20 protein-coding genes and 2 pseudogenes are annotated in these 23913 nt (G+C 60.2%); 16 read left to right on the top strand and 6 right to left on the bottom strand.

The window, feature by feature from the left end:
* Positions 1-71 precede the first annotated feature (71 nt).
* The 10 genes and pseudogenes from AB6803_RS28920 (at position 72) to AB6803_RS28875 (ending at position 12231) form a co-directional block, all read left to right on the top strand.
* The gene (locus AB6803_RS28920) at positions 72-1076 is read left to right on the top strand and encodes an MsnO8 family LLM class oxidoreductase (RefSeq protein ID WP_371112128.1); all 1005 of its coding nucleotides are present in this window, start codon (positions 72-74) and stop codon (positions 1074-1076) included.
* A 112-nt stretch (positions 1077-1188) separates the two neighbouring features.
* Positions 1189-1746, top strand: coding sequence for a GNAT family N-acetyltransferase (locus AB6803_RS28915; RefSeq protein ID WP_012649486.1), 558 nt, complete (start codon positions 1189-1191; stop codon positions 1744-1746).
* 41 nt (positions 1747-1787) lie between these two features.
* A complete protein-coding gene (locus AB6803_RS28910) occupies positions 1788-3422 on the top strand; it encodes an ABC transporter substrate-binding protein (protein WP_047525073.1) in 1635 nt (544 codons plus the stop codon).
* A 70-nt stretch (positions 3423-3492) separates the two neighbouring features.
* A complete protein-coding gene (locus AB6803_RS28905; RefSeq protein WP_371112142.1) occupies positions 3493-5115 on the top strand; it encodes an ABC transporter substrate-binding protein in 1623 nt (540 codons plus the stop codon).
* A gap of 56 nt (positions 5116-5171) precedes the next feature.
* A complete protein-coding gene (locus AB6803_RS28900) occupies positions 5172-6173 on the top strand; it encodes an ABC transporter permease (RefSeq protein WP_371112127.1) in 1002 nt (333 codons plus the stop codon).
* Positions 6174-6183: 10 nt separating this feature from the next.
* Positions 6184-7056 (top strand): ABC transporter permease, encoded by an 873-nt coding sequence (locus tag AB6803_RS28895; RefSeq protein ID WP_371112126.1) that lies wholly within the window; start codon positions 6184-6186, stop codon positions 7054-7056.
* Positions 7053-8735: a dipeptide ABC transporter ATP-binding protein gene (locus AB6803_RS28890; protein ID WP_371112125.1), complete on the top strand. Its 1683-nt coding sequence runs from the start codon at positions 7053-7055 to the stop codon at positions 8733-8735. The genes AB6803_RS28895 and AB6803_RS28890 overlap by 4 nt, the downstream gene beginning before the upstream one ends.
* A 64-nt stretch (positions 8736-8799) precedes the next feature.
* Positions 8800-10152: an LLM class flavin-dependent oxidoreductase gene (locus tag AB6803_RS28885; RefSeq protein ID WP_371112124.1), complete on the top strand. Its 1353-nt coding sequence runs from the start codon at positions 8800-8802 to the stop codon at positions 10150-10152.
* 46 nt (positions 10153-10198) lie between these two features.
* Complete coding sequence (locus AB6803_RS28880; protein ID WP_371112123.1) at positions 10199-11533, top strand: NtaA/DmoA family FMN-dependent monooxygenase; 1335 nt, start codon at positions 10199-10201, stop codon at positions 11531-11533.
* A gap of 10 nt (positions 11534-11543) precedes the next feature.
* Positions 11544-12231 (top strand): annotated as a pseudogene (locus AB6803_RS28875) (IS6 family transposase).
* On the opposite strand, the gene AB6803_RS28870 reads toward AB6803_RS28875, so the two are convergent.
* Both AB6803_RS28870 and AB6803_RS28865 read right to left on the bottom strand, forming a co-directional pair.
* On the bottom strand, positions 12177-12449 hold the full coding sequence (locus AB6803_RS28870) for a hypothetical protein (RefSeq protein ID WP_371112143.1): 273 nt from the start codon (positions 12447-12449) through the stop codon (positions 12177-12179). The pseudogene AB6803_RS28875 and the gene AB6803_RS28870 overlap by 55 nt on opposite strands.
* A 286-nt stretch (positions 12450-12735) precedes the next feature.
* On the bottom strand, positions 12736-13212 hold the full coding sequence (locus AB6803_RS28865; RefSeq protein ID WP_371112122.1) for a metalloregulator ArsR/SmtB family transcription factor: 477 nt from the start codon (positions 13210-13212) through the stop codon (positions 12736-12738).
* A gap of 58 nt (positions 13213-13270) precedes the next feature.
* Here AB6803_RS28865 and AB6803_RS28860 point away from each other — a divergent pair, with 58 nt between their 5' ends.
* The 5 genes from AB6803_RS28860 to AB6803_RS28840 are packed head-to-tail and all read left to right on the top strand — an operon-like array spanning position 13271 to position 17774.
* Positions 13271-14122 (top strand): ABC transporter substrate-binding protein, encoded by an 852-nt coding sequence (locus AB6803_RS28860; RefSeq protein ID WP_371112121.1) that lies wholly within the window; start codon positions 13271-13273, stop codon positions 14120-14122.
* Positions 14123-14124: 2 nt separating this feature from the next.
* The gene (locus AB6803_RS28855) at positions 14125-15258 is read left to right on the top strand and encodes an LLM class flavin-dependent oxidoreductase (RefSeq protein ID WP_371112120.1); all 1134 of its coding nucleotides are present in this window, start codon (positions 14125-14127) and stop codon (positions 15256-15258) included.
* Complete coding sequence (locus AB6803_RS28850) at positions 15251-16084, top strand: ABC transporter permease (protein ID WP_371112119.1); 834 nt, start codon at positions 15251-15253, stop codon at positions 16082-16084. Before AB6803_RS28855 ends, AB6803_RS28850 begins: the two co-directional genes overlap by 8 nt.
* On the top strand, positions 16081-16827 hold the full coding sequence (locus tag AB6803_RS28845) for an ABC transporter ATP-binding protein (protein WP_371112118.1): 747 nt from the start codon (positions 16081-16083) through the stop codon (positions 16825-16827). Before AB6803_RS28850 ends, AB6803_RS28845 begins: the two co-directional genes overlap by 4 nt.
* Entirely contained in the window at positions 16824-17774 is a 951-nt protein-coding gene (locus AB6803_RS28840) for an aliphatic sulfonate ABC transporter substrate-binding protein (protein WP_371112117.1), read from the top strand. The genes AB6803_RS28845 and AB6803_RS28840 overlap by 4 nt, the downstream gene beginning before the upstream one ends.
* Positions 17775-17842: 68 nt before the next feature.
* On the opposite strand, the gene AB6803_RS28835 is transcribed toward AB6803_RS28840, so the two are convergent.
* From AB6803_RS28835 to AB6803_RS28820, 4 genes and pseudogenes are all read right to left on the bottom strand, one after another.
* Complete coding sequence (locus tag AB6803_RS28835) at positions 17843-18685, bottom strand: VOC family protein (protein ID WP_371112116.1); 843 nt, start codon at positions 18683-18685, stop codon at positions 17843-17845.
* 83 nt (positions 18686-18768) lie between these two features.
* Positions 18769-19644: a hypothetical protein gene (locus AB6803_RS28830; protein WP_371112115.1), complete on the bottom strand. Its 876-nt coding sequence runs from the start codon at positions 19642-19644 to the stop codon at positions 18769-18771.
* Positions 19645-19707: 63 nt separating this feature from the next.
* A complete protein-coding gene (locus AB6803_RS28825) occupies positions 19708-19899 on the bottom strand; it encodes a hypothetical protein (RefSeq protein WP_371112114.1) in 192 nt (63 codons plus the stop codon).
* A gap of 13 nt (positions 19900-19912) precedes the next feature.
* Positions 19913-20110: pseudogene (locus tag AB6803_RS28820) on the bottom strand (hypothetical protein).
* A 1051-nt stretch (positions 20111-21161) separates the two neighbouring features.
* Between AB6803_RS28820 and AB6803_RS28815 the strand changes: the two are divergent.
* Complete coding sequence (locus AB6803_RS28815) at positions 21162-23900, top strand: winged helix-turn-helix domain-containing protein (RefSeq protein WP_371112113.1); 2739 nt, start codon at positions 21162-21164, stop codon at positions 23898-23900.
* The last annotated feature ends 13 nt before the right edge of the window (positions 23901-23913 follow it).

The raw sequence follows: 23913 nt of genomic DNA, 5'->3' as shown, positions 1-23913 counted from the left end.
CGTTCCTCGGCAATTTAGACCATTAAACATATAGATTAAATAGATAATTGAAAAGTTTGATGGCGGATTAGATGAGTTACGCGTTGAGTTTGCTCGACAAAAGTCCGATTGATGGACCGGAGGAAGCGAGTACGGCATTGGCCCGGACGCTTATCCTGGCGCAGCAGGCCGAGCGCTGGGGCTTCCATCGTTTCTGGGTCGCCGAACATCATAACAATGCGCGACTTGCGAGCTCTTCCCCGGAAGTGCTGATCGCATTCCTGCTCGCACATACATCCCGCATCAGGATAGGCTCCGGCGGCGTGATGCTACAGCACTACAGCGCTTATAAGGTTGCCGAAAACTTCAATCTCTTGGCAACGCTGGCTCCTGGCCGCGTCGACCTTGGCGTCGGAAAAGCACCCGGCGGCCTTCCTTTATCGACCCGGGCGCTGCAGGGCGCCTATGATCCGGCGCGCAAGCCGACATTCGCCGAGCAATTGGCCGAACTCGGTGCCTTCCTTGGCGATGAGGCGGCCGAGGACGATCCGAAGGCTGGCCTTCGAGCCTACCCGGTGCCGGTCACTCCGGCGAAGCGCTTTCTGCTCGGTGCCAGCATCGAGAGCGCGGAGCTGGCGGCTACTCACGGCTGGGAGTTCGTTTATGCGGGGCATCTCAACGGCGACGAAGCCTTGCTCGACAAGGTGCTCGCGACCTATCGCGACGCGAGCGGCGGAAAGATCCCGCGGCTTGCCATTGGCGTGATCGCCGCCGAAACCGATGCGGCGGCAGAGCGTCTTGCCGGCGACCTCAGACGCTTCAAGGTGGAGGTGACGAACGGTCAGAGCGTCACGGTCGGCAGCCTTGGCCAGGCGGAAGAATATATCCGGCAGGCCGGCGTGACCGACTACCGGATCGAGGAGAAGATGCCTGGTGTCATTCGCGGCACCGCCACGCATATCCATGGCGAACTCGATCGGCTTCACCGACGCTATGGGATCAGCGAATTTATTCTCGATTGTCCCGTCGCCGAGGCGCAAGCGCGCCTCATCTCGATCGACCTTCTGGCGGCGACCCATCTCGCTGTTGCCGCATGACGCATCTCCTCCAACAGCAAGCCGACTTTTGGGATGGCCGCATCCGCTTCATTCGCGGCCGCACCAGCGTCGGTGACAGCACAATCCACGCGGCACGGGAGGCCGTCCAACGATGAGTGACAGCATTCGCATCGCCACGGTCGACGACGCGCCGGTCCTGCATCGCCTGTTGCAGGCCGCCTATCAGCCATTGCGCGAGATGAACATCCAGTTCACCGCGACCACGGCCGACGTCGATCTGGTTCGAGAGAAGGTTCGCCGTCATACGACTTTCGTTGTCGAGCGCGACGCGGCGATCATCGCCACGGTCTCCGTCCGCTTTCCCTGGCCGATGGGCGAAACGCATCTGACGAGCTACCCGTTCATCCACTGGTTTGCCGTTTCGCCGGACTTCAAGCGGCAATCGATCGGCAGCGCTCTGCTCGATCATGTGGAGCTGACCTTCTTGCGCGACCAGATCAAGGCGCCGGCCGTCTATCTCGCGACCGCCACCCGGCATCCATGGCTCGCCGGCATCTATGAGCGCCGGGGCTACGAGGGCTTCTACAAGCACACCAAGAACGACGAAGAGATCGTCCTCCTGCGCAAGATCCTCAATCCGGACATCTACGAGACGCTGGAAGTCGCCGAATACAAGCGCTTCGAGCCGCAGCTGCTGGCGCAGGCGTAGTAGCGGCCGATCGACATTCAAGGGCATTGAGGGGCTGGGGCATGGCGGTAACGAGAAGAGGTTTTATAGGAACGGCGGGCGTCGTCGCCTTGACGGTGGCTATCGGTCACCGAGCGGCGTGGGCTGGAAGCAATGCAGTGCCGGTCAAGGGCGGTTCGCTCGTTTATGGCGTCGAAACCGAGCCAAATACGCTGAACCCGCATCTCAACGGTCAGGCCAAGGCCAAGCTCGTGCTGCGCAACGCCTATGAATCCCTGCTGGCACGGACCGCCGACGGCGGATATGTTCCCTGGCTCGCGGCCGGCTACGAGATTTCCGACGACGGCAAGACCTATACGTTCAAGCTGCGCGAGGACGTCACCTTCAGCGACGGCGAGAAGCTCGATGCCGCGGCCGTGGTGCTGAATTTCACCAAGCTGAAGGAGCCGCTCTATTCGGGCAGCATCAGCGCCGGCTATCTCTCCTATGTCATGGAAGCCAAGGCGGCAGATCAGCACACTGTCGTCTTGAAGCTCGATCGGGTCTACGCGCCGTTTCTCGACGGCGTGGCCAGCATCGATATCCTGTCGCCGCGCGCCTTTGCCTCCACGCAGATCAAGTCTGGCGGTCCGGAGATCGCCGGCACCGGACCTTTCATCCTCGACCGTTATGTCAGGGGCCAGGAGATCCATTTCGTTCGAAATCCGGATTACAAATGGGCGCCGGCAAGTGCCGGGCATCAGGGGCCGGCCTATCTCGATGAGGTGACCTATCGTTTCCTGTCGGAATCCTCGGTCCGCACCGGCGCGCTCATCTCCGGACAGGTCGATGTCATCGAGGGGATTTCCGGCAACGATGCCGCTCTCTTCAAGGACAATTCCGATTTCACCTACCAGAGCGCGCTCAATCCCGGCACGCCCTATACACTCTATCTCAACACCACCTACGGCCCGACCAAGGACGTCAGGGTGCGCAAGGCGGTAATCGCTGCGACCGATGTCGGCCAGATTGTCGACTCCGTCTATCGCCGCGAGCGCACACGCGCCTGGGGCGTCCTGACGCCGGCGGACAAGGATTTTTACGACGCGAGCATCGAGGGCAGCTATGGCTTCGATCCGAAGCTTGCCAATCAGTTGCTGGACGAGGCGGGCTGGACTGCGCGCGATGCCGACGGCTTTCGCACCAAGGACGGCGCGCGCCTGTCGATCGAGATCGTGCAGGCGCAGGTGACGCTGCGCGATCAGCGCGATGTGCTGTTGCAGGCATTGCAGGCCCAGGCCCGGCAAAGCGCGGGCATCGAACTCATCCTGAACAATGTCGATTCCGGCACCTATAGCGAGCGGCAGAAGAGCGGAAAATACGGCGCCATTCCCAATTCGACGACCAACCAGGGGAACGCGGTCACCATCTATTTCCACTACCTGCCGCCGGACCAGGGCGGCTCGATCAACTACAGCCGAACCGAGGCGCCTGAGGTTCTTGCCTGGCTGAACAAGGCAGCCTCCACGCTGGATGCCAAGGAACGCTTCGCCACCTACGCCGACCTCCAGCGCTTCGCCATCGTCGAGCAGGCCTTTGGCCTGCCGCTCTACGTCCCGGAAGACCAGATCGCCGCATCGACAAGGGTGCGCGGGGTCGGGTTCCGCCCGTTCAAGCAACTGCCCGAAAATGCCTACGACATCTGGCTGGGGACCTAGTGGGAGACTAGCGCCGCCCGGCCTTCGTCACCGATCAGCTTCCTCCTTCATCACGGAGATAATGCCCAATATGTTTTCCCGACGATCTTTTCTGAACGCCACGGCGGCCACGCTTGCATCAGTTCTGCTGCCCATCACCGCGTATGCGCAGGACGGCAACCCTGTCAGCGGCGGCAAGCTCGTCTGGGGCGTGGAGACGGATCCGGCAACGCTCAATCCGCAGCTCAACGGGCAGGACAAGACCAAGCTCCTGCTGCGAAACGTCTACGAGTCCTTGCTTGCCCGCACGGCGGACGGCGGATACGTCTCCTGGCTTGCTACCGGTTACAAGATCTCCGATGACGGCAAAACCTATACGTTCACACTGCGCGACGGTGTCACCTTCAGCGATGGCGAGAAGCTCGACGCCGCCGCCGTCGTTACCAATTTCACCAGGCTTAAGGATGCTGCCTATTCCGGCAGCGTCAGCGCCGGACCGGTTTCCAGGGTGGTCGATGCCAAGGCCGTAAACGCTCACACTGTCGTGCTGACGCTGGGTGATGTCTATGCGCCGTTCCTTGATTTTGCCGCCAGCCTCGAAATCCTATCGCCCAAGGCCTTCACGTCTTCGCAATTGAAGTCCGGCGGGACGGAGATTGCCGGCACAGGTCCGTTCATCCTGGAGCACTATGTCAAGGGCCAGGACATCCACTTCGTCAAGAACAAGGCCTATAACTGGCCGCCGAAGATCGCGTTCCATCAGGGGCCGGCCTATCTCGATGAGGTCACCTATCGCTTCCTGCCGGAATCCTCCGTGCGGACAGGCGCGTTGACCTCCGGGCAGGTCGACGTCATCGAGGGTATCTCCGGCAATGATGCCGGGTTGTTCAAGGACAATCCGGACTTCAGTTATCAGACGGCCTTGAATACCGGCACGCCCTATTCACTGTTCCTGAACGTCACCTATGGCCCGACGCAGGATATCAAGGTGCGCAAGGCGCTTGCGGCGGCGATCGATGTCGATGCCGTGCTCAAATCCGTCTACCGCGGCGAGCGCACCCGGGCTTGGGGCATTACCTCGCCGATCGATACGCAGTTCTATGACAAGACCATCGAAGGTGCTTATGGCAGCGATCCGAAGCTTGCCAATAGCCTACTCGATGAAGCCGGATGGACGGCCCGCGACGCCGACGGCTTCCGCACCAAGGACGGCAAGCGCCTGACGATCGAAGTGGTCCAGGCGCAGGCGACAGTGCGTGATCAGCGCGATGTGCTGCTGCAGGCCCTTCAGGCCCAGGCACGGCAGAATGCGGGGATCGACCTGCTGATCAACTATGTCGATGCCGGCACTTACACCGACAGGCGCAAGACCGGCATCTTCGGTTCGATCGCCAATTCCAACACGCCGACGAACGCGATCGATATCGAATATCACTATCTGCCGCTCGATAAGGGCGGTTCGATCAACTACAGCCGCGCGTCGGCGCCGGAACTGCTCAGCTGGCTGAAAGCCGCCGCCTCGACGCTCGACGATAAGGAGCGCTTCGCTCTCTACGCCAAGCTGCAGCGCTTCGCGATCGTCGATCATGCCTATGCGCTTCCGCTTTACGAACCGGAAGATCAGGTCGCCGCCGCTTCCTATGTGAAGGGCATCAGCTTCCGCCCATTCAAGCAATTGCCCGAGAGTGCCTACGACGTTTGGCGCAGCGAGTGACGATCTGAACCCGCGCCGCCTTCCGCATCCTAGCGGAAGGCCAAGGAGCAAGTGATATGGACGTTGAGAATGCGACAGCACTTCGCCAGGCGCCGGCTTCCCCGGTATCTCGGCGGCTTTTCCCGGCGCGCGGCACGTTGCTGTCGCAGGTTCTCGGGCGCGTCGGCTCCGGCATCGTCGTGCTGTGGGCGGCCGTGACGCTCAGTTTCGTCAGCCTGCATATCGCGCCCGGCGATATCGTCGATCTCCTGATCGGCGAGCAGCTTCGCACACCGGCGGTGGAGGCGGCGATCCGTGCCGAATGGGGGCTCGATCAGCCGCTCTACTCGCAATATCTGTCCTATCTCTGGCGTATCCTGCATGGTGATTTCGGCCGCTCCTATATTCTCCAGACCAACGTCTCAGCCCTGGTCCTTTCGCAGCTGTTGCCGACATTGAAATTGACGGCTGCCGCTCTCGTTGTTGCCGTCGTCTTTGCGGTGGTGAGTGCGGTCGCCACCGCCGGTCGGCGCTGGTCCCGGCGTATCGCCGGCGGCTTGGAACTCGTGCTGATCTCGACGCCGTCCTTCTGGCTCGGCATTGTTCTGCTCTTCGTCTTTTCCTTTACGCTCAAGCTCTTTCCGGTCGCCGGCGACCGGACGTTCTCGGCACTCGTGCTCCCGGCTCTTGCTTTGGGCCTGTCGCTCGGTGCGGTGATCGGCCAGGTGTTGCGCGAAGGGCTGGAGCGGGCGCTCGAGGAGCCCTTTGCGCTCACGGTGCGCAGTTGGGGAGCGAGCAGCGTGACTCTGCGGCTGCGTCATGGGTTACGCCATGCCGCCCTGCCGGCGGTGACGCTGACGGGCTGGCTCGTCAGCGGCCTCCTGTCCGGCGCCGTCATCACCGAGCAGGTTTTTGGACGCCCCGGTCTCGGCAAAGTCACTGTCGACGCCGTGCTCGGCAAGGACCTGCCGGTGGTGCTGGCGGTCGCGATCCTGTCCGCCTTTATCTACGTCGTTCTCAGCACGCTGGTCGATGTGCTCTATCTGTTTCTCGATCCGCGTCTGCGGTCGCGTGCGTGAGGTATCCGACATGAGCCTCTCGATAACAGTTTCGCCCGCTGCGGGTCTCAATCTCCGGCGCATCCTTGTGGCCGCTGTTGCCCGACCCGGCCTTCTGATCGCGGCAGCCTTCCTCCTTCTGGTCGCTCTCGGAGCGACCTGGCCGCATCTCCTGAGCTCCTATAATCCGATTGCCGCCGATCCGCTGCAGGCGCAATTGCCGCCGGACGGCGCCCACTGGTTCGGCACGGATCAGCTTGGCCGCGACGTCTTCTCCCGCGTCGTCCACGGTGCACGCTATTCCATCCTGATCGGCGTTAGCGCCGTGGTCATCGCGGCGACCGTCGGATCGATCCTTGGGCTGGCTGCCGGGCTGGCGCGGGGGCTCATCGACGAGGCAATCACCCGCTTTCTCGACGTCGTCTCCGCCTTTCCCGATCTGCTGCTGGCGCTGGTCCTGATTTCCTTTACCGGACCCGGTACCTACAACCTCATCTTAGCCCTCGGCGTCGCCTCTATCCCACGCTTTGCCAGAGTGGTACGCGCCCAAACCTTCGTCATTGCTGAATCCGGCTATGTCGAGCAGGCGCGGACATTCGGCCTTGCCCCGGCTGTGCTCGTCCTGCGGCATGTCCTGCCGCATGCGATCGCCCAGGTGCCTATCCTCGCAACGATTGGCCTCGGCACCGCGATCATCAGCGCCGCCGGACTGAGCTTCCTCGGCATGGGGCCGCAACCGCCAACGCCTGAATGGGGTGCGATGCTGGCGGAAGGACGCAACTATCTGCGCGTCGCTTGGTGGATCGGTGTCTGGCCGGGCGTCGTCATCACCCTCACGGTGATCTCCGTCAGCGTCCTCGGACGTCAATGGCAGGCGGCCTTCGAAGGCAGGAGGCGCGCATGACCCCGCTCGTTCACGTCCGCAACCTGAGTATCGCTTTCCCAGGGGCAGGGGATGCGAATGTCGTCGTCCGAGGTCTCGACCTGACCATCCGTCGAGGGGAATCTGTGGCCCTGGTGGGTGAATCCGGTTCCGGTAAGTCCGTGACCGCCCGCTCGCTGGTCGGATTGAGCGGTCCCGGGGCGACGGTGAGCGCCGATGTCTTCGATGTAGATGGCAAGAGCGTGCTTGAGTTTCGCGAACGAGACTGGCGGCGGCTGAGAGGTCACAAGGTCGGCTTCGTGCTGCAGGATGCACTGGTGTCGCTCGATCCGCTGCGCCGTATCTCGCAGCAATTATCGGATGCGATTGGAAGCCGCAGCCTGCTGCGGCGTCGCGAACTGCGGGACGACAGCCTGGCGCTGTTGCGCTCCGTCGGCATTGCGGACCCGGAGCGGCGCCTGCCGCAATATCCGCATCAGCTGTCCGGCGGGCTGCGCCAGCGCGCCTTGATCGCGACCGCGATTGCCCGGCAGCCGGCCCTCGTCATTGCCGACGAACCAACGACGGCACTCGACGCGACGGTACAGAAGCAGATCCTCGACCTCCTGGCGGAGCGCCGGCGTGTCGGCAACACACTGCTGCTGATCAGCCATGACCTGGCCGTAGTCTCGCGGTTGGCGGATCGGGTGCTGGTCATGCGCAATGGCGAGGTCGTGGAGGAAGGACGCACTCAGGAGATCCTCTCTGCCCCGCGCCACCCCTATACGCGCCAGTTGCTCGATGCGATCCCTTCGGCGCACTCTCGTGGCTACCGGCTGGCGCCAGTGAGCGACGATACCAGCAAGCCGCAAGCAGAGGGGCAGCCAAAAGTGCCAGCACAGGCAAAGAGTGCCGAGCGGCTGAGAATCCCTCTGCCGGTGAAACAGATTGATGCCCGGCGAAGCATGCTGGTCGCCGAACACCTGTCGAAACGCTATGGCAGCGGTGCTTCGGCATCCCACGTCGTCAACGATGTTTCCTTCCGACTAGCGGCTGGCGAAGCCCTCGGCATCGTCGGCGAATCCGGCTCGGGAAAGACGACCGTCGCGCGGATCATCCTCGGCCTCGTTGCCGCCGATGCCGGAAGGGTGCTGATCGACGGGCGCCCCTGGAGCGGACTGACCGAGGCACAGCGCCGGGCTCAGCGCGCTGGTATTCAACTGATCGCGCAGGACGCCCTAAGTTCTTTTGATCCGCGATATACGGTCGAGAAGATCGTCGGCGAAAGCCTGGATTCCGTCGGCGTTTTCGGTGTCGCGCGCAAGGAGAGGGTCATCGAGATTCTCGACGCGGTACGGCTGGGAACCAGCTTTCTTAGTCGCTACCCGCGCGAGCTTTCCGGCGGGCAAAGGCAGAGGGTAGCGATTGCCCGCGCCTTCGCTCCGCGCCCGAAATTGCTAGTCGCCGATGAGCCGGTCAGCGCGCTTGATGTTTCCATCCAGGCGCAGATCCTCGATCTGCTCGCCGAGCTTCAGGCCGCCTCCGGCACCTCGTTGCTGTTCATCTCGCACGATCTCGGTGTCGTCCATCATCTCACCGACCGTGTGGTCGTGATGAAGGAAGGGCGGATTGTCGAGACAGGCGATGTTGGCACGGTCTTTTCCGCGCCGCGGCATAGCTACACCCAGGCCCTCTTGGAGGCCATTCCCACCCTGGCGTGAACTGCCCGGCCGCAACAGTGCGGCGTGCAGCTTGCGACATTGACGACGATTAAGGAACGTGACGATGAGTGACAAGACGAACAAGCGGCAGATCAGGCTCGGCGCTATCATCCAGGGGGCGTCCGGCAATATGTCCGCCTGGCGCCACAAGGATGCGATTGCCGACGCCAGCATCAATTTCGATTATTGCAAGGCGCTCGCCAAAAAGGCCGAAGAAGGCAAGGTCGATTTCCTGTTCATCGCCGACGGGCTTTACATCAATCACAAGTCCATTCCGCATTTCCTCAATCGTTTCGAGCCGATTACTCTCTTGTCAAGCCTCGCCTCGACCACCTCGCATATCGGCCTCGTCGGCACGCTTTCGACCTCCTACAGCGATCCCTTTACGGTCGCGCGTCAATTCTCCAGCCTGGATCATCTGAGCGCCGGCCGCGCCGGGTGGAATGTGGTGACGTCGCCGCTTGAAGGCTCGGCCAAGAATTTCTCCCGGGCGGAACATCCCGAGCACGGCAAGCGCTATCATATAGCGACGGAATTCCTGCAGGTGACCAAGGGTCTGTGGGATTCGTGGGAGGACGATGCCTTCGTGCGCGACAAGGAAACCGGCGTCTTTTTCGATCCCGACAAGCTCCATACCCTTCATCACAAGGGCGAATATTTCTCGGTCGAAGGCCCTTTGAACGTAGGTCGATCGCGGCAGGGCCGTCCGATCCTGTTCCAGGCCGGCGCTTCGGAGGACGGCAAGAAGCTAGCTGCCGGTGAGGCCGACGCGATCTATACGCGGCAGGAGACGATCGAGCTGGCGCGCGAGTTCTATCTGGACGTCAAGCGGCAGCTCGTCGAAAACGGCCGCGGCGAGGACGATCTGCTGCTTTTCCAGGGCATCAGCATCATCGTCGGCGACAGTGCCGAGGATGCCGAGCGCAAATATTGGGAAACGGCTGAACTGGTGACGATTGAAAGTGCCCTCGATTATCTCGGGCGCTATTTCGAGCATCACGATTTCTCGCAATATCCGCTGGACGCGCCGTTCCCGGATATCGGCGATCTCGGTCAGAACAGTTTCCGCAGCACGACCGACACGATCAAGAGCAATGCGCGCGAACGCGGTCTCACCTTGCGGCAGGTTGCACTACTTGCAGCAACGCCGCTTCCGAGCTTCATTGGTACCGCTGAGACCGTCGCCGACGGATTGCAGCAATGGTTCGAGGCGGGCGCTACCGATGGCTTTATCGTCAGGGGAGGAACGCCGACCGCCTTCGACGATTTCGTCGACCGGGTGATCCCGATCCTGCAGGCTCGCGGCTTGTTCCGTCATGATTACGAAGGGGAAACCCTGCGCGACCATCTCGGCTTGCCATTCCCGGTCAATCGTTACGCCGTGACCTCGAAAGAAGAGCTCGCGCGAGCCAGCTAGGCGCCGGCGAGACCCGCACTGTTATTGAGAATCCAGGAGTGCCCACATGACTATCGCCCGTCCCCGCCGCCTGAAGACGCTGGTTGGCGCCGGCAATTTCGCCTTTGCCTCCAATGACGAGACCCCGGTGATCGGCGCGCGCCGGTCTGTCGAGCTTGCGCGCAAGGCCGAAGCGGAAAAGATAACTGGTCTGTTCACGGCCGATCTCCTCCATGCCGACCCGGATGGTCTTTCGGGCACGACGGGAACGCAGGAGCCCATTGTTGCGCTGGCCGCGCTCAGTCAGGTGACATCGCATATCGGCCTGATCGCAACGGTGTCGACCACCTATCATCACCCCTATAATCTCGCCCGCCTGATCGGAACGCTGGATCACGCAAGCGGCGGCCGGGCGGCATGGAACGCGGTGACATCTTCCGTCGGCGAGGAGAACTTCGGAGGCGATACTTTGCCGGATCCGGCAAAGCGCTACGCGCGCGCCACCGAATTCATCGAAGTCGTCAATGCGCTTTTCGATGCCAACGATCCCGACGCAACGCGGCGCGGCGTCAGCGGTTCCATTAACGTCGACCCTGGCAAGCTGCATCGCATCGACTATCGCGGCGAGCATTTTCAGGTGCAGGGTCCGCTGAACGTTCCGCCTCCGCCGCAAGGCCGGCCCGTACTGTTTCAAGCGGGCCAGTCCGCCGAAGGCGTGACGCTGGGCGCCCGCTATGCCGAGGTGGTCTACACCTCGCAGCCGACGCTTGAGGCCGCCACCGCTTTCGTCGCGGAACTAAGACGACAGGCGCGGGGCTTTGGTCGCGGCGGCGGTCTGCCGTTGGTGATGAACTCGTTCCACTCCGTCATCGGCGACAGCGACGCTGACGTCGCGCGCCGGCTTCGGGAGAAGCACGAAAAGATCGACTATCAGAAAGGTCGCCTGAAGCTGGCCGACATGCTGGGGGGGGAGATCGACCTGTCGGACCTGCCGCTCGATCAGTCGTTGCCCCAAAACCTGCTGCCGGAGATCGACAGCGTCAACCGCCGGCGCGGCCGGGTTGAGATTTTCCGTCGCTATGCGCAACAGGGGCTCAGTCTTCGCGAACTGATCATCCAGGCGCAGGAAACGGGCCACTGGTCGGTCACCGGGACCCCAGAACAGCTTGCCGATGCCCTGGAGGAGCGTTTCCGGGCCGGCGTTCTCGACGTCATTTCGCTGCACGGGCTCGGCAATCCGGATCAGGAGGATCTGCTGGTGAACGGGCTCCTTCCCGAACTGCGCAAACGCTCGCTCCTGGACACTGACTATCTTGATGGTGACTTCCGCGCCAATCTCGAACTGCCGAAACCGTGGGCCAGTCATGCGGCGGAGACGGTCGCGCGCCAGGCGAACGGGTGATAAGCCTGCGATGTCACGTTGTCTGCTACTTAACGGTTGAGGGATAATTCAGCTGAGATGAATTCACCGACTATCAACGACAAGCACCACCGCTTTCAAGCTGAGATCATCGCCCGTGCTGTCTGGCTGTATTTCCGGTTCCCTTTAAGCCTACTGCTGGTCGAGGAAATGTTGTTGGAGCGGGGCATTGTCGTGTCTTACGAAACGATTCGGCGATGGGGCTGCAAATGCTTTCTTGAAGCAGTTGCGCGCAAAGAAGCCGGTACGACAGGACATCTGGCACTGGGGCGAGGTCCTGATTTCCATCGGTGGCCGAAAACATTGGCTTTGGCGCGCCGTTGACCAAGACGGTTACGTTCTCAACAAGATCGCCCAAGCCCGCCGTGATACCAACGCTGCCAAGCGATTGCGCGTCAGACTGCTGAAGAGGCAGGGTCTGATGCCGACGCATCATCAGCGACAAACTGCGCTCATACGGAGCGGCAAAACAGGAGGTGATGCCCACTGTCGAACACCGATCGCATAAGGGCCTGAATAATCGCGCGGAAAATTCTCACCTACAACTTCGAAAACGAGAACGGATGATGCAGGGCTTTCGTCCCGTCGCACCACTTCCGAAACGCTCAGCCCTCGCCACCTACATTCATCGCATCCGCGCAATGGCGCAGTGGAAAGTTGTGATCGGCGCAACTGCCTGAGTTCGCAGACAAATCCCATTGTCCGGGTATCGATGAAACAAAGTGACATCGCCCGCTGGATCACAGTGGGCGTGAACTTCGTCCAACGCCATGTCGATCTCATCGAATGTCCGCATCAAAACGGCCTGTAGCATTTCGCCAACCGCCGTGAGGACGACGCTGCGATGGTGGCGCTCGAAGAGCGGGCAGTCGAGGCGTTCCTTGAGCTCGCGCACCATGGGTCAGTTTGTGGCGGAACCCGACAATCTTGCCATGCTCTGGAATCTTATCTGCCGCGCTGACGGCCAAAACCTCTGGACCCGCCGCAAACCGGATTTTGATCGACACGCCCACCGGGAAATACCGTGTCGTTTTGCTGTCAGGTTTAGGGTTGTTTGGCCCATTTTCCGTTTACAGCGAACCAGGGCCGATTTGAAAAAGCAAAGTGCCGTAGGGTTTTTGACGGCTTTGATGGCTCACCGCAAAATGAACATCAGGGTGAAAGTGACGTAAAACTCTACACCGTCACATTTGGAGATTGAACACGGCTTCAACCGGTGTTCCCCGCCAAATCGCAGACGCATCGGGATCGGCAAACAATAGCCTGAGGTGGCCTACGAGTTGTCCGGCTCTGGGATCGGCGAGGCGATAGACGACGGCGCGCGCGGAGCGCTTGCCCACGATGATGCCCGCTTCCCGCAATTCGCCCAATTGCTGGGATAAGGTCGGCTGATGCACATCGAGCATGGCTTCGAGCTCGGTTACCGAACGAGCCCCTTCTACGAGGGCGCAAAGTATCGAAAGGCGGACCGGGTTCGCCATCGCCTTCAAAAAATCCGAAGCGGCGCCGATGGCGCGGCATTTGACCTTTTGCCGGTCGCTGGCTTCATGCCTTTCGGCATTCATGACATTCATCGTGACGTTCTTCATCATCCAGTGCTTGCCGTGAAATAGTTTTCTCTCGACCCGAAAAAGTTTGATCGAAACATTCTTCGATTGCAATCGGTCCTCCATTATATAATTTTATATATTGAGAATTTCAACGATCGCGGAAATATTCATGGCCTTGAGGATCGGGTTTCACCCGAATAATCTGCATCTCAGTCTCGCGTCCCGCTGGCCCGGCGCCTTTGCGGATTTCGATCCAGAATTCGTGCCCTACCAGGAGGGGCGGGAGACTGCCGCCAAGCTTGCCGCCGGAATTTTCGATATCGGTGGCACCGGATCGACACCGCCGATCCTGGCGGCCGCCTCCGGCCTGTCGGTGACCTATGTTGCCGGTTCGTCGCCACGGCCCGCCAATGGGGCGATTTTGGTCAATCGCCAATCCGCAATTGAAAACTTGGCGGATTTGAAAGGTCTTGCGGTCGCGCTCGTCGATGGCTCGTTCCTGACCTATTTCCTTGCCAGGAGCCTGGAGGAAGCCGGTTTCGGATTGCAGGACGTGCATCGCCACGACCTATTGCCGGTACCATCTCGCGATGCATTGAGATCCAGTGCGATCGACGCCTGGGTGGCGATGGCTCCACATCTTGAGCAGTCACTGTCATCAGGCGAGTTTCGGGTGCTTGCTCATTGTGGCGCGACCATCCCGAACCGGTCGACCTTCTGGACGATCCGCGAGCGTGGGCTGTGTGCCGATGTCATCGATGGCTTTGCAAGCGAATTGGCGCGGATCGGCAACGAAATCACATCCGATCAGGAAAAGGCGGCAGCGCTTCTATCCGAGAACGGAACCGAGACAGAGCGGCGGGCATGGACGCGCGTCGTCAATGAACGGGATTGGCGTGTTGTTCCGGCCGGCGATCTGATCCTTCGCGAGCAGCAGGCGGAAGCTGATACCTTGTTCCGCCACAAGGATCTAGCGACCAGGCTTGAGATCGCAACCAATACTATCGCAGGGAATCCATAGCCATGAACGTCCTTTGGTACATGTGCGCGCCGGACGGCGCTTATCCGTGGAAGCCCGAGGGGTCACGCACGATCGACTACGGCTACTACAAGCAATTGGCGCAAGCCTACGATCACCTTGGTTTCACCGGAGCATTGTTTGCAACGGGCGCCCACGATGTCTGGCCACTGGCGGGTGCGCTGCTGCCATACACGGAGCGGATGAAATTTCTTCTGGCATTCCACCCCGGCCTGGTGGCCCCGACCTTGCTGGCCAAGATGGCCGCAACGTTCCAGGAGTTTTCCAACGGGCGGCTGCTTCTGAACGTTGTATCCGGCGACGCCAAGATGCTGGGCGCTTACGGCATGACGCTGCCGCACGACGAACGTTATGACATGGCGGATGAATATCTGACCATCTGGCACCGTCTGATGGCCGGCGAAAGCGTGACCCATCATGGCAAATACTTCCAGACGCAAGGCGCCAAGCTCGCGCTTCCGGCGGGCACCTCCATTCCGGCGCCGCCGCTCTGGTTCGGCGGTTCGTCCGACAGCGCCATCGAGGTGGCGGCCAAACATGTCGACACCTACCTTTCCTGGGGCGAAACACCCGAGCAGATGGGCGAAAAGGTCCTGCAGGTGAAGGCTCGGGCCGCCGCGCATGGGCGTGAGTTGAATTACGGTATCCGGCTCTATGTCATCGTGCGGTCGACCGACGCGAAGGCCTGGGAGGCCGCCGCCGATCTCTACGAACAGATGGATGCTGCCGCCATCGCCGCCAATCAGCGTTTCGTGTCGAACACCGATTCTGTCGGTCAACAGCGCATGAGCCGCATGCATGGGGGCATCAAGCCGGATAATCTCCGCGATCTGGAGATATCGCCGAACCTCTGGGCCGGTATCGGCCTCGTCCGACCGGGTCCTGGAACTGCGATCGTCGGATCGCCCGACACCGTCATCCGCACGCTCGAGGCCTACCAGGCCGTCGGCGTCGATACTTTCATTCTGTCCGGCATGCCGCTTCTCGAGGAAGCCTATCGTTTCGGCGAGATGGTGCTGCCGAGGTTGCCTGTCGAAAGATTGATCCCGGAGAAGAAGCAGTTTACCTGGTCGACGCTGTTCGACCGCGATCTCTCGGGAAAGAAGGCGAATGGTTGATACCCGCTCTATCGGACAGGCGCTGGACCGGCCCGCCGCGTCGGAGCTTCGGAGCCAAAGGCCCAAGCCTCGCTTCGGCTCTCTCAGCCGTCTCGTGTCGCCCTTGGCCATCCTGGTTCTCTGGCAGCTTTTGAGCGTCTCCGGACTGTTATCCCCACGCGTGCTGGCATCGCCCATTCAAATCGTTGCCGCCGGGACGAAACTGATAGCATCGGGTGAACTGATCATCGGCCTTGGCGTGTCGTTTCTGCGCGTGGTCGCTGGCTTCTCCATCGCTCTCGTGGTCGGTGTATTGCTTGCCCTCATCTCCGGACTTTCCCGTTTCGGGGAAACGATCATCGATCCGTCAATCCAGATGCTGAAGGCGATGCCGTTTCTCGGGCTTCTGCCGCTGTTCATCCTGTGGTTTGGAATTGGTGAGGTGCCGAAGGTCGGTATGGTAGCCTTTGGTTGTGTGTTCCCAATTTATCTCACCCTGCACGGCGGCATTCGCGGTATTGACCGCAAGCTGATCGAGGCTGGAAAGACACTTGGCCTCGGCACGCTCGGGATCGTGCGCCATATCGTGATCCCCGGCGCGCTGCCATCGTTGCTAGTCGGTATCCGCTACGGTCTCAGCGTTGCCTGGCTCAGCCTCGTGGTCGGCGAGCAGATCAACGGGTCGAGCGGGATCGGTTACATTATGACCTATGCGCGCGACTTCCTGCAAACCGATGTGATTGTCGTCTGCCTTCTGGTCTATGCTGCGATGGGGCTGCTGACAGATGGCCTGGTGCGGATCATCGAGGCCTATGCGCTACGCTGGCGACCGGCGGTGATCGCATGAGCGCGCTTGTCGATATCCAGGGCCTGAGCCGATCGTTCGATGGCCCGGCGGTGCTCGATGGCATCGATCTTCAGATAAAACCAGGCGAGTTCGTTGCGCTGCTTGGGCGTAGCGGCTCCGGCAAATCCACGCTTCTGCGCGTCCTAGCCGGGCTCGATCAGGCACCTGCGGCAAAAGCCGATATCCCCACCCGGCGCGCTGTCGTCTTCCAGGAGCCGAGGCTGATGCCGTGGAAGCGCGTCATCGACAATGTCGTTCTCGGCGTGAATTCCCCGAACGCTCGAGAGGCGGCCGAACAGGCGCTTGCCGATGTTGGACTGTTGCATCGTCGCGACGCCTGGCCATTGACTTTGTCGGGTGGCGAGGCGCAACGGGCAGCCCTTGCACGCGCACTGGTCAGGACACCGCAATTGCTGCTGCTCGACGAACCTTTCGCAGCGCTCGACGCGCTGACCAGGATCAGGATGCATGCACTTGTCGACGAGCTATGGCGCAAGCACAGGCCGGCCGTGTTCCTGGTCACGCATGACGTCTGGGAAGCCGTGGCGCTGGCCGATCGGATTCTCGTCATCGATCAGGGACGCTTCAGTCTGGAAATCAACGTCGATATCCCACATCCCCGACAGCGAAGCGACCCGCGGGCCACCCAGATCGAATCCGACCTGCTGTCGCAGCTCGGCGTCGAACAAAATAATCTTGAAAACCTTCAGGCCGCTCGGGCGGAAAGGAAGACATATCCATGAAAAAACGCTCTCTTTTTAAGGTATTTGCTGCCGCTGCTTTCCTGTCTCTAGTTGCGCCGATGGCACAGGCCGCTGATCAGGTCGTCAGGATCGGCTGGCTGCGCGGCCCGAACGATCTGACTCTCGCCAAGTCGCGCGGCACGCTGGAAAAGGCGCTCGCCGAAAAAGGTATCAAGGTCGAATGGGCCGGTCCCTTTCCGGCCGCCGCTCCGGCATTTGAAGCATTGAATGCCGGAAGCATCGATATCACCGCGGGGAGTTCGACATCGTCTATCGCTGCACTTGCCGCCAAGATTCCGCTTGTCGTCTTCGCCTACCAGAAGATGGCGGCCGGCTCCGAAGGTGTGGTGGTGAAGAATGGCGCCGGCATCTCGTCGCTGAAGGACCTTGCCGGCAAGAAGGTCGCCGTGAACCGGGGCGGGACCGGCGAATATCTGCTGATGCGCGGCCTCGAAAAGAACGGCGTCGATCCATCGACCGTCACGCGCGTTTATCTCAGCCCCAGCGACAGTGGACCGAGCTTCGTTCAAGGCCACGTCGATGCCTGGGCGACCTGGGATCCCTTCCTGACGATTGCCGAGAAAACCTATGACGGCAAAGTCCTTGCCGACGGCGCGGCGATCGGGTCCGACAATGCCGTCGTGCTCGTCGCAAGCCGCGAGTTTGCATCCAAGAAGCTGGATCAGTTGCAAGCCATATTCGACGTCGTGAAGAGCGAGAACGCCTGGTCGCTGGCAAACAAGGCAGAGGCGGGCGCGATCTGGGCGAAAGAAATGAATATTCCGGCAGAACTTGGTGCAAAGATCGGCGAGAATAACGCCGTGCAGACGACCGCCGTCACCGATGCCGACGTCAAGCAGATCGGCAATATAGCTGTATGGTATGTGAAGAGCGGCATCATCCCGGCAACGCCTGATATCGCAGCCGGCGTGATTACGTTGAAGTAGGCAGCACTTTCAAATCGTCTCGACGGGAGCATTAAGTACGCTCCTGTCGAGACAGTTCCATAGTGTTGCTATTCCTTGAACCAAAGCGCGACGCCCTTGGCGGAATCAGCATCGACGAGCAAGCCTCCTTCGAAGGCAAGAGGCGTAAAACCGCCGAGCGCGAGGGCATCCGCCGCGGCCTTGAGTGAGCGTACTTTCAGTCCGAGAGCGATCTTTCGCTCGTTGCCCTCAAAGCTCTGCGGAATGGCTGATCCGAAACGGGCGACTGCCTTGTCCTTGGAAAGAATGTGGATCGTGACACCGCCGGCTTGAATGACGACACCATCCTTGTCGATCCGGGGCGCCGCCACCGGGAACCCGTCGAAGAGTTCGGTAATCGTTTGGGGCTTATGGCTGACGATGAAGACGTCGCTGATATCCAAAATGCTGTTCGGATGGTCCTGATCGGCCCGGCGCCACACCAGCTCCGGCGTATCGTGCTGGCAAAAGAAAAAGCGGCCATTGGAAATCGCGTCCGGGCCGAGTTGGAAGGTCCGGAAACTGGCCGGCTTCTGTACACCATTCACCTCAACGGGACGGGAGAAGTCTTTCCAGTCGGTCACCGCTTTGCCGGCGGCGGCCATTTCGTCTCGCAAGGTGGCAGCGTCTGTGGTGCGAAAGGCAAGGCCATTGAGGCCGGTCGGATACGACCAGAGGTCGCTCCGTTTCTTGTCGTCCCCCGGCGGAAAGCCCAGAAGCTCCAGATAGTTCTCGCCGAAGACGGCAAGATGGTTGATGGAGCCGAGCGTGTGATAGCCCCGAGGGGTTAGTTTGAAGCCAAGCTTGCGGTAAACCGCCGCCGCGGAATCGAGCTGGTCGAGAACGCCAATGACAGCGTGATCGAGAGCAAGTGGTTGAGCCGTAACGGACATGGGTGGGCCTTCGAATATACTATATTATGGGATCGCATGTTCTCGCTGAACCCGGCTCGTGCTTTCGTGCCGGGTGCGAGCCCTCATTCACCCTTGTTCCAGCCTTTGCTTTCGGCTGTCTTGGCGACGAGGGATGCGTACTCCTTGCCGATCTCGTCCAGCTTTTTCACAAGTTCGGAATCCGACCCGCCGAGCCGGCTGACATAATCCTCGCCTTCTTTGGACTTGTCCCAATCATTCCCGACAAAACGTGCCGTAGCCTTGCCGGACGCCGATACTTCCGGTGCTGGTGCGCCAAACGATGCGGCAGCTTGCTTTAAGCCGTCAAGGAAGGTCGTGTCGTCGAGACCGGTATAGGGCTTTCCTTCGGAATTCGTGACGTTGAGGAAGATTTGCTCGTCCCCGAAAGCCGTGTAGCCACCGCCCAAACCTTTTCTGGTTGCCTCGGCCGTCTCGAAGAATTTCTGCGCGACGGTGGCGTTGAGGCTGTCCTTGGGGAACTGCACGACAACGAAACCGGTGCTGCCGGCTGTGTCGGCCAGGCGAGAGACGAGGACGCTATACTGGCGAAAGGTATAACCAAGAGAGCCCGCAAGGCGGTCAGCCACGGCATCATCAAGCGTTCCCTCGGTCTGAAGCGACGCGTTGGTTTTCAGGAGATACCCGCCGGGCGTTACCTCCGTCTCCAGGGTCGCGGGGTCGACACCATTGGCCGCTATGATCTTCGGTACGATGTCTTTCAGCACTTCGGCCGAGAAGGCCGCGCGGTCGTCATAGCCGGCCTGGGCGAGCCGCGGCAGATGAAACCCTGCGGAAGGCGTGGCCTCATAGGACAGAAGTACCTTCTGGTCCGCGAGGGCCACATTCTGGAAGGCAAACGGGATGACAGCAGTGAGAATTGCTGCTCCCAATGTGGTTCGCAACACAAAGGCTCTTTCGGCGAAAAATCTATCTAACATTCGTTATATTCCTGGTTGAGGGCATAGTGCTTTGGTGCCGATGATGAGATTGAAGATCGTCTGTCAATGGTGATGCCGGTAGCGGCGTGACGAGATTTCGGCGGAGAGTTCGTCGCATCTCGATTGCAGTTTCCTGTCGATGCCGTCGTCGAAATGATCGTCCAGGAGTAGGAAACGATACTCCTGAGCAAGCAGCCTCGTTTCAAGATCGTCGCGCTGGGTGGAGAGACGGAAAAAGTGGCGCAGCCTGCCCATGACATCCCTCCGATCAGGCGGCGCGATCGACGCGGTTGACAGAGGCCGACATCAGCTTGTGGATTGCCCGCTGCACGTCGGACGCGGAGGCAAAGTGCTGGCCATCGAGATCATGCACATGAAACTTGACGGCGATGAACTTCAGCAGGTCCCGGTCCTAAACGACGATTCCCACCGGCACTCCGGCATATTCGATCACTTGTTTTGCCATTGCGATCACCCGCCAAATCTGCCCTGCCGACTGGATTACCGAGTGCATTCGGCGGGACAGCGTTTATAATCTACTAATTTAATAGACTATATGGCGCGAGCATCTGGATGACCATTCTGATTGATGCCAAAATTCCTATGTAATCATAGAAAATAATTCTAATAATGGTGGAGGCTATTTTCCGCCTTGTCTAAAGCAGTCGGTGTCCAACGCGTAGAAACAAGACCATCTGTCTCGTCCAACGATTGCGGCCCATAGACCGGCAAGGCTTTTCGGAAAACCAAACCCGGCACACATCAGGGCGCCGAATATTTCGGCCTCATCGGGCCGAACTATTCGGGTCTTAACGGCGCCTGGCGATGGAAGAGAGACCGCGTCCGTGGATCGCCGAAGCTTCGCCCACCCGGGACCATAAGCAACCAATCCCTTTGACTGGGTCCAATGTCTCACCTCATCGGATGCTGCGTCAGTGTTGACCTGCAAAAATCGGTTTCCCTGCCGATCTCCCATCCAGTTGTAGGCTTTGTCGAGATCTTCATTGTCAGTGAGACCGAGGATGCGGTTGAGGCCGATCGCAGGCGCGCTCGGAAGTGAGATCGCGCATCCGCCATTCATGGAAATGCATTCGAACCGTTCTTCATCCGTCAATCGGCTGCGGGCGGCCTCGTGCAGATCAATGAAAGCCTTGGCCTCTATGGCGTCCTCTTGCGTAGGGCAGGGCTGATTAGATGAGCAAGATTTCAAGAAAACACTCCAGGGAAAAAAACGTCGCTGGCGGCAGATAAAGGAATTGTTGGGCTAAAAATAGAACAATAGCATCGGCGAATTCCTGCACATCTGTCCGAACGGGGAATGCCGGCGACGAGGATTTGGGCAGACTTTGGCGTTTGGGGATTTTCAGTGAGCCAGTCGATCTTCCAATACCTCAAAGGCTCCGAAGAGACGTGGTATCGATCATTTCAGGCAGTGTGCAGTGCGACTATGTCGCCATGCGCCTTGAAAACTGGTCAGGGCGGTGTAGCGTCGATGTTTTATGAATTGTGAGAGCAAGGTGTCACACGATCTCGGGTTCCAGACATTGTCGAAACGGACCACTTTCCAGTTCGGAGATTTCCGTTTTCTGCCAGAAGCTCAATCCCTCCTGTACAAGGGGCAACCCGTCGGCCTCGGTGGGCGAGGTTTCGACATTCTGACCCTGCTCGTGGCGCGAGCGGGCGAGGTTGTCAGCAAAGCCGATCTGTTTGCGCATGTATGGCCAGATTATATCGTCCACGACCATAACCTGAAGGTCAATGTCGGCAACCTTCGACGCTCGCTGGCCGAACTTGATCCTTCCATGGAGTACATCGTAACCATTGCTGGGCGAGGTTACAAGTTCGTCGCCGCCTTGGAAAGCGATCGCCCGGCGCCAGCCCGGCAAGTGGTTGCCAGCACAAGCCATCATATCGCGGCACCCCAGGTTCGGCCGCTCCTCGGCCGCGACGACGCGACCCGGCAGATCTCGGAAATGCTCGATCAAGCGGGTTACGTCACCATCGTCGGGCCAGGCGGCGCGGGAAAAACCTCTCTTGCGGTCACGGTTGCTGAGCAATCCTGCGGGGCAAACGAAGCCATCGCCTTTGCGGATCTCTCGACGCTGAGCGACCCGCGATTTGTGGTGCCAGCGATCGCGTCCGCCCTCGGCGTGTCGCTGGGGTTTGACGATCCCATCGCAGGCGTGATCGACGTCCTTCGCAGCATCCCGCTGCTTCTCATCATCGACAATTGCGAGCACGTTATCGCGATGGCCGCGACGATCGTTGAGCGGATATCAGCGGACGTTCCTTCGGCGCGGATCATTGCGACCAGCCGCGAGCCGTTACGGACGCGGCACGAGCAGATTCATTTTCTCTCAGGATTGGCTTATCCGCACCCGGCGACGACACTGTCCATCAGCGACGCGCTACAGTTTCCGGCAATCCAGCTGTTCATTTCAAAGGTGTACGGTTCAGGCGATACAAAGCCTACTGATGAATATGTCCGCAGTGTTGTTTCGATCTGCTCACGGCTGGACGGCTTGGCACTCGCCATCGAACTGGCCGCCGGTACGGCCAGTGTTCTTGCACCCTCGGCGCTCGATGACCTCTTCAGGGATGGCTTTGATACGATGAACCGGGGAGCAAGGGATGCACCCTTGCGCCACCAATCCTTAGAAGCGACGCTCGACTGGAGCTATCTACTTCTTCCTGACCGTGAGGCGGTCTTGCTCGGTCTGCTTTCGGTATTTTCCGGCCGTTTCAACGCCGACGACGTGGAGGCGATGTATTTCGCGGGCGCCCTGGAGCCGGTGACCGGGCGAGACGCGCTGGCGCAGCTCGTGGCAAAGTCGCTGGTATCAGCGGAATACGACGGCGGGACTGTGCATTACAGACTTGCCGAAAGCACGGGTGCCTATGCCGCGCGGCGTCTTTCAGGTTCCCTCTACAGAGAGAAGGCAAGACGGCATTTTGCCGTTCGAACAAAGGACAAGTTGCAGATCGCCGAACGGGAATGGTCGTCGCAGACGTCTCGCGAATGGCTCGGCAGATATCGGAGGCAGATCGACGACGTTCGCGCGGCCATCGGCTGGGCGTTTGATCCCGCAGGCGATGCGGCTTTGGGGGTCGAACTGGTGGTCGCTGCCTTGCCGCTGTGGCAAGAACTATCGGCGTTTAGGGAAATGCTGGAGGCCATCGACCTTGCCGGGTCAAACAGCGCTGCCCTCATGGGGCTCGCGCCACTGGGCCGAGCCAAGCTCTCCACGGCGCGGGCCTGGGCCATGACACTGGCGCGCCACATGCACCCGCAAACCGATGATGCTTGGCGCGAAAGCATCTTTCATGCGAACGGGTCGCGCGACGCGGAATTTCAAATACGATCGGTGTGCGGACAGGCCGTTTTTCTGGCCTATTCCGGCCGGCCCCGCACGGCATTGCGCAGCATGAACGAGTTTGCGGCAGCAAAGGCTCTGGACTGGACGACGGCGCCCGACGGCAAGCGACTTTTAGCGCATATCAAGATCTATGCAGGCGAGTTCAATTCGGCATCGGCCCACTTGGAGGCGCTGATGGATGATTGGGGTCACCTGGAGGAGGGGCATGGCTTGTCCAGGTTCCAGGTCGATTTGCCTGCCGGTATTCGTTTCTCTCAGGCATTTCTGTCTTGGCTGCAGGGTGATTCTGATCGCGCCTCCCGGCTGGCCGGTCAGGCGATCGATCGTGCAGCCGATCTCGATCACATGATCTCCTTGGGCAATGCGATCTCGCTTGCGGCCCTTCCGATCGCTTTCGTGGAGGGTGATCTCGAAACTGCTTCGCGGCTTCAGCACCAACTGGCCGACGTCAGCCGGCGAGAAAGCGTCGGCATTTACGAGGGGACAGCCAAGTTTTTCGCGGGTGCTATCCAGTCCTCTCGAGGTGAGCAGGCAGGTTTTACCCTGATGCAAGACAGTATCAGCGGATTGCTTCGGGGAAACTGGCGTGCTCGCGTGCCCTTCTACCGGAGCCTGTTGGCGGAGGCATATCTTGCCGCAGGCGAACTGCACCTTGCTGAGGATAGTCTGCGCGCCGTGCTGGCAGAAACTGGCATACGAGAAGAGCGTTGGTGGCATCCGGATCTTTGGCGCGTTGCGGGAATGATTGCAGCCGGAAACAGGCGGCCCGACAAGGCGATGCGCTATTTCCAGACGTCATTGGATTGCGCCCGCGCAATGGGTGCAGGTGCCGCTACCAAACGGACCCAGCTTGCCATCGATGCAACGGACTTTGGTTGACCTTGCTGCATTC

This window comes from Rhizobium sp. RCC_161_2 (assembly GCF_041355235.1).
Taxonomy (GTDB): domain Bacteria; phylum Pseudomonadota; class Alphaproteobacteria; order Rhizobiales; family Rhizobiaceae; genus Rhizobium.
The sequence above is the reverse complement of the archived record's forward strand: the minus strand, read 5'-3'. Positions and strand labels throughout refer to the sequence as shown.

Bases quoted from the DNA above. Each gene is read 5' to 3' on its own strand.
- AB6803_RS28870 (WP_371112143.1), bottom strand. From the start codon at position 12,449: ATGGTGCGCGAGCTCAAGGAACGCCTCGACTGCCCGCTCTTCGAGCGC.
- AB6803_RS28885 (WP_371112124.1), top strand. From the start codon at position 8,800: ATGAGTGACAAGACGAACAAGCGGCAGATCAGGCTCGGCGCTATCATC.
- AB6803_RS28855 (WP_371112120.1), top strand. From the start codon at position 14,125: ATGAACGTCCTTTGGTACATGTGCGCGCCGGACGGCGCTTATCCGTGG.
- AB6803_RS28890 (WP_371112125.1), top strand. From the start codon at position 7,053: ATGACCCCGCTCGTTCACGTCCGCAACCTGAGTATCGCTTTCCCAGGG.
- AB6803_RS28835 (WP_371112116.1), bottom strand. From the start codon at position 18,685: ATGTCCGTTACGGCTCAACCACTTGCTCTCGATCACGCTGTCATTGGC.
- AB6803_RS28880 (WP_371112123.1), top strand. From the start codon at position 10,199: ATGACTATCGCCCGTCCCCGCCGCCTGAAGACGCTGGTTGGCGCCGGC.
- AB6803_RS28845 (WP_371112118.1), top strand. From the start codon at position 16,081: ATGAGCGCGCTTGTCGATATCCAGGGCCTGAGCCGATCGTTCGATGGC.
- AB6803_RS28895 (WP_371112126.1), top strand. From the start codon at position 6,184: ATGAGCCTCTCGATAACAGTTTCGCCCGCTGCGGGTCTCAATCTCCGG.
- AB6803_RS28905 (WP_371112142.1), top strand. From the start codon at position 3,493: ATGTTTTCCCGACGATCTTTTCTGAACGCCACGGCGGCCACGCTTGCA.
- AB6803_RS28860 (WP_371112121.1), top strand. From the start codon at position 13,271: ATGGCCTTGAGGATCGGGTTTCACCCGAATAATCTGCATCTCAGTCTC.
- AB6803_RS28915 (WP_012649486.1), top strand. From the start codon at position 1,189: ATGAGTGACAGCATTCGCATCGCCACGGTCGACGACGCGCCGGTCCTG.
- AB6803_RS28900 (WP_371112127.1), top strand. From the start codon at position 5,172: ATGGACGTTGAGAATGCGACAGCACTTCGCCAGGCGCCGGCTTCCCCG.
- AB6803_RS28840 (WP_371112117.1), top strand. From the start codon at position 16,824: ATGAAAAAACGCTCTCTTTTTAAGGTATTTGCTGCCGCTGCTTTCCTG.
- AB6803_RS28825 (WP_371112114.1), bottom strand. From the start codon at position 19,899: ATGGGCAGGCTGCGCCACTTTTTCCGTCTCTCCACCCAGCGCGACGAT.
- AB6803_RS28830 (WP_371112115.1), bottom strand. From the start codon at position 19,644: ATGTTAGATAGATTTTTCGCCGAAAGAGCCTTTGTGTTGCGAACCACA.
- AB6803_RS28910 (WP_047525073.1), top strand. From the start codon at position 1,788: ATGGCGGTAACGAGAAGAGGTTTTATAGGAACGGCGGGCGTCGTCGCC.
- AB6803_RS28920 (WP_371112128.1), top strand. From the start codon at position 72: ATGAGTTACGCGTTGAGTTTGCTCGACAAAAGTCCGATTGATGGACCG.
- AB6803_RS28850 (WP_371112119.1), top strand. From the start codon at position 15,251: ATGGTTGATACCCGCTCTATCGGACAGGCGCTGGACCGGCCCGCCGCG.